General features: G+C 72.6%; 3 protein-coding genes and 1 pseudogene. All 4 read left to right on the top strand.

The window, feature by feature from the left end; genetic code table 11:
• Positions 1-720, top strand: a pseudogene (locus GUY61_RS34290) (PAS sensor protein); the annotation flags it as partial.
• Between the two features lie 136 nt (positions 721-856).
• Positions 857-1,690: a M55 family metallopeptidase gene (locus tag GUY61_RS34285; protein WP_166634227.1), complete on the top strand. Its 834-nt coding sequence runs from the start codon at positions 857-859 to the stop codon at positions 1,688-1,690.
• A 1-nt stretch (position 1,691) separates the two neighbouring features.
• Positions 1,692-3,062 carry a M20/M25/M40 family metallo-hydrolase gene (locus GUY61_RS34280; RefSeq protein WP_243766954.1) on the top strand — a complete coding sequence of 457 codons (1,371 nt, stop codon included), beginning with the start codon at positions 1,692-1,694 and terminating at the stop codon, positions 3,060-3,062.
• 14 nt (positions 3,063-3,076) lie between these two features.
• A complete protein-coding gene (locus tag GUY61_RS34275; RefSeq protein WP_166634225.1) occupies positions 3,077-5,086 on the top strand; it encodes a prolyl oligopeptidase family serine peptidase in 2,010 nt (669 codons plus the stop codon).
• Positions 5,087-5,245 lie beyond the last annotated feature (159 nt).

The following is a 5,245-nucleotide window of genomic DNA, read 5'->3' as shown; positions in this document are numbered from 1 at the left end:
GTGCCCGCCCGGGCCCGTGTGCCCGCGCCCGGCCCGGACGCCGGTGGTGCGGGCGCCGCCGGGACGTCGGGCGCCGGCGTCCGCGACGACGCCGGGCACCACCGGATCGACGTCCTGTGGTGGGCGTATCCGCTGGTCGGCCCGGGACCCGGGCGGCTGCTGGTCCTCGCGGCCGACGCCGCCCGGCTGCGCCGGGACGGCACGGACGAGGCGGGGACGGAGTACATCGTCCCGGGTTTCGCCCTGCACACCGAACTCCCCGGCGCGGACCGGCTCGCCGCCGGCCTGTCCCAGATACTCCCCGGCATGAGCGTCGGCGAGTCGAACCGCGTCGTCGCCCAGATCCTCGAACTGGGTTATCCGGTGTTGGAGTTCAGCCGTCTGGAAAGGGTGCCCGTGACCCCTGACTGGGGTGTGCCCAGGCGCTCCGGGCGGCCCGTGGCCCGGCGTGGGGTCCCTCTCACCCACGGCGACGGGACGGCGACGCGGGCGCCCGCCCCCGAGTTCGAGGGCGACCTCGAATACGCGGCGGTGCGCGAACGCCTGGAATTCCTCAACGAGGTCAGCGGCCGCATCGGCTCCTCGCTCGACCTCTCCCATACGATCCAGGAGGTCAGCGCGGCCGTCGTGCCCCGCTTCGCCGACTTCGCCGGCACCTACCTGCGCGAGCAGGTCGTCGCAGGCGAGGGCTTCCCCGAAGGTGTGCCGGACACCACCACCGAGTACGCCCCCGACGGCAGCCTCATCGAGCTGCCCTCCACATGGGCGGTGCTGGGCCACTGAGAGTTTTGGCCACACCACGCGGAGTTATCCACAGGGGTGGGCAGCCAGGGGCGCGGCGCGTAACGTTCCCGGCATGAAGATCCTCGTCTCAGCGGACATGGAGGGCGCCACGGGCGTGACCTGGCCTGCCGACGTGCTGCCGGGCACACCCCAGTGGGAGCGCTGCCGGCGCATGTTCACCTCCGATGTCAACGCGGCCGTGCTCGGTTTCTACGACGGCGGGGCCGATGAGGTCCTCATCAACGAGGCGCACTGGTCCATGCGCAATCTGCTGCTCGAGGAACTCGACTCCCGCGCACAGATGCTGACCGGCAGACACAAGAGCCTGAGCATGGTCGAGGGCGTGCAGCACGGCGACGTCGACGGCATCGCCTTCGTCGGCTACCACACGGGCGCCGGCGCCGAGGGAGTTCTCGCCCACACCTACCTCGCCAACTCCATCACCGGCGTGTGGCTCGACGGGCGCCGGGCGAGTGAAGGGCTGCTCAACGCGCAGGTGGTCGCGGAGTACGGCGTCCCCGTGGTGCTGGTCACCGGCGACGACCTGACCTGCCGGGACGCGGAGGGCTACGCACCCGTGGCGCGCAAGGTCGCCGTCAAGGACCACGTCTCGCGCTACGCCGCCGTGTGCCGGCCCCCCGAGCGGACAGCCGCCGAGATCAGGGCCGCCGCCAAGGAGGCCACCGCGCTCGCCGTCCGGCACGAACCGGCCGGCGGCGGCCCGCACACCGTGGAACTCGAGTTCGACGCGGAACACCTGGCGGCCGCCGCGACGGTGGTCCCCGGCGTCGGACGCGCCGGCGAGCGGCGCGTCCGCTACACCAGCGGCACCATGTACGAAGGCATCCGCTGCTTCAAGGCGGTCACGACGATCGTCTCGGCCGCCGTGGAGGAGCAATATGGCTGACATGACGCCCGGTACCGGTTCCGCGCCGTACGGCACCGTCCCGTACGGCACCGAACCGGACGGCACCGCGCTGGACGAAGCGGTGCGGTTCACCTCCGAGCTGATCCGTATCGACACCACCAACCGCGGTGGCGGAGACTGCCGGGAACGCCCCGCCGCCGAGTACGCGGCGGAGCGGCTCGCGGGCGCGGGGCTGGATCCCGTCCTGCTGGAGCGCACCCCCGGACGGACCAATGTGGTCGCCCGGATCGAAGGCACCGACCCCGGCGCGCCCGCCCTTCTCGTCCACGGCCACCTCGATGTGGTCCCGGCCGAGCCCGCCGACTGGAGCGTGCACCCCTTCTCCGGAGAGATCCGCGACGGAGTGGTCTGGGGCCGGGGCGCCGTCGACATGAAGAACATGGACGCCATGGTCCTCGCCGTCGTGCGGGCCTGGGCCCGGGCCGGAGTGCGGCCGCGCAGGGACATCGTTCTGGCCTTCACCGCCGACGAGGAGGCCAGTGCCGAGGACGGCTCCGGGTTCCTCGCGGACCGGCACTCCGGCCTCTTCGAGGGCTGCACCGAAGGCATCAGCGAATCCGGCGCCTTCACCTTCCACGCCGGGCCCGGAACGCCCCCGCTCTACCCCATCGCCGCGGGTGAGCGGGGCACCGCCTGGCTGAAGCTCACCGCGCACGGCAGGACCGGCCACGGCTCCAAGGTCAACCGGGCCAACGCCGTCACCCGGCTGGCAGAGGCCGTCGCCCGCATCGGCGCCCACGAGTGGCCCGTCCGGCTCACCCCCACCGTCCGGGCCGCGCTCACCGAACTCGCCGCCCTGTACGGCGTGGAGACCGATACCGGCGCCCCCGACCTCGACGTGGACGCGCTGCTGGACAAGCTCGGCCCGGCCGCCGCCCTGGTCGAGCCGACCGTCCGCAACAGCGCCAACCCGACCATGCTCGACGCCGGATACAAGATCAACGTGATTCCGGGCCGGGCCGTCGCCCACATCGACGGACGGGTCCTGCCCGGCGGCGAGGAGGAGTTCCGCGAGACCCTCGACCGGCTCACCGGACCGGACGTCGACTGGGAGTTCCAGCACCGAGAGGTCCCGCTCCAGGCCCCCGTGGACTCCCCGACCTTCGCCCGGCTCAGGGCCGCCGTCGAGGCCTTCGCCCCCGAGGGCCGCGTCGTGCCGTTCTGCATGGCCGGCGGCACGGACGCCAAGCAGTTCTCCCGCCTCGGCATCACCGGTTACGGCTTCTCCCCGCTCAAACTGCCCCCGGGCCTCGACTACGCGGCGCTCTTCCACGGCGTCGACGAACGTGTTCCCGTAGAAGCACTGCACTTCGGAGTACGGGTGCTCGATCACTACCTGCGTTCCGCATAGGGGGAATCGGGGAAATGCTGACCACTGAGCCCTACGGATCCTGGACATCCCCCATCGATGCCCGACTGGCCGCCGGCCACGACGGGAGACCCGAGTACGTCGGCACCGTCGGCGACGAGGTGTGGTGGACCGCACCCCGGCCCGCCGAAGCCGGCCGGCGTGCCCTGGTGCGGCGCCGCGCCGACGGCACCGAGCAGTCCCTGCTGCCTCCGCCCTGGAACGTGCGCAGCAGGGTCATCGAGTACGGCGGCCGGCCCTGGTGCGGCGTGGAGCGGCCCGAGGGCGGCCCGCTCATCGTGTTCGTCCACTTCGCCGACCAGCGGCTGTACGCGTTCGAACCGGACGGGCCGCCGCAGCGGCGCGAACCCAGGCCGCTCACCCCCGTGTCACCGGTCGGCGGCGGACTGCGCTGGGTGGATCCCCAGTTGCGCACCGAGCGGGGCGAGGTCTGGTGCGTCCTGGAGGAGTTCACCGGGGAACGGCCCTCCGAGGTGCGGCGCGTCGTCGCCGCCGTGCCCCTGGACGGCTCGGCGGCCGAGGACCGGGCGGCCGTCCGCGAACTCACCGACGACGCGCACCGCTTCGTCACCGGCCCCCGGCTCTCGCCCGACGGCAGGCATGCCGCCTGGATCGCCTGGGATCATCCCCGTATGCCCTGGGAGGGCACCGAGGTACTCCTCGGCGAAGTGACGGAGGACGGGCCCTTCACGGGCGTGCGGACCGTCGCCGGCGGCCCCGGGGAATCGGTCCCGCAGATCGAGTGGGCCCAGGACGGCACGTTGCTGTTCGCCTCCGACCGCAGTGGCTGGTGGCAGTTGCGGCGCCTCGACCCGCACGGCCCGGACACCGGCAGCACCGCGGCGCGCTGTCTGATCCCGCACCGTCAGGAGGAGTTCGCCGGGCCGTTGTGGAGGATCGGCGAGTGCTGGTTCCGGCCGCTGGAGGGCGGGCTGGTCGCCGTGATCCACGGTGCCGGCTCCCAGGTCCTCGGCATCCTCGACCCGGAGACCGGAGACCTCGTCGACGCGGCCGGACCCTGGACGGAATGGGCGCCCACCCTCGCCGTGCGGGGCAGCCGCGTCATCGGCGTCGCCGCAAGCCCGCGCAGCGCCTACGAGGTGGTGGAACTCGACACCGCCTCCGGCCGCGCCCGGGTGATCGGGGCCGAACACGACGACCCCACCGACCCGGCGTACTACCCGGAGCCGCAGATCCGTACCTTCTACGGGCCCGACGGCAGGGAGATCCACGCCCACATCTACCCGCCGCACAACCCCGACCACGTCGCGCCCGCCGAGGAACTCCCGCCCTATGTGGTGTGGGCCCACGGCGGCCCCACCGGGTACGCGCCGCTCGTCCTCGACCTGGAGATCGCCTACTTCACCTCGCGCGGCATCGGCGTCGCCGAGGTCAACTACGGCGGCTCGACGGGATACGGACGGGCGTACCGCGATCGGCTGCGTGAGCAGTGGGGCCTGGTCGACGTCGAGGACTGCGCGGCCGTCGCGACGGCCCTCGCCGAAGAGGGCACCGCGGACCCCGCCCGGCTCGCCATCCGTGGCGGCAGCGCCGGCGGCTGGACCACCGCTGCCTCCCTCGCCACCACCGACGTCTACGCCTGCGGCACGATCATCTACCCCGTCCTGGACCTGGAGGGCTGGGGCGCCGACACGACCCACGACTTCGAGTCCCATTACCTGGAGTACCTGATCGGCCCCCTCGCCGAGGTCCCCGGCCGCTACCGCGACCGTTCCCCGCTCAACCACGCCGACAAGATCGCCGCGCCGTTCCTGCTGCTCCAGGGACTCGACGACGTCATCTGCCCGCCTGTTCAGAGTGAACGGTTCATCGCCCAGATGACCGGACGCGGCATCCCGCACGCCTTCATCGCCTTCGAGGGCGAGGGCCACGGATTCCGGCGCGCGGACACCATGACGCGTGCACTGGAGGCGGAGCTCTCGCTGTACGCGCAGACCTTCGGCATCGTGGCGCCCGGGGTGCCGAGGCTGGAACTGTCCAATTGACATCCTCGCACCCGTGCACGGGGGGCGATTCCCGTCTGCCGTGCCGTTGAGTCCGGCAGCCCATGGAGCGGGGTCCGCCGGACGTGTTCCGAGTCACAGGGACGGCCGGCGGTTCGGACCTGCCCGCCCTGAACCCGGCCCCTGTTTCCGGCCCTGGGG

The organism is Streptomyces sp. GC420 (assembly GCF_009916105.1).
In the GTDB taxonomy this organism is placed as follows: Bacteria; Actinomycetota; Actinomycetes; order Streptomycetales; family Streptomycetaceae; genus Streptomyces.
The sequence above is the reverse complement of the archived record's forward strand: the minus strand, read 5'-3'. Positions and strand labels throughout refer to the sequence as shown.

Coding starts and splice junctions, on each gene's coding strand:
- GUY61_RS34285 (WP_166634227.1), top strand. CDS start 857: ATGAAGATCCTCGTCTCAGCGGACATGGAGGGCGCCACGGGCGTGACC.
- GUY61_RS34280 (WP_243766954.1), top strand. CDS start 1,692: ATGACGCCCGGTACCGGTTCCGCGCCGTACGGCACCGTCCCGTACGGC.
- GUY61_RS34275 (WP_166634225.1), top strand. CDS start 3,077: ATGCTGACCACTGAGCCCTACGGATCCTGGACATCCCCCATCGATGCC.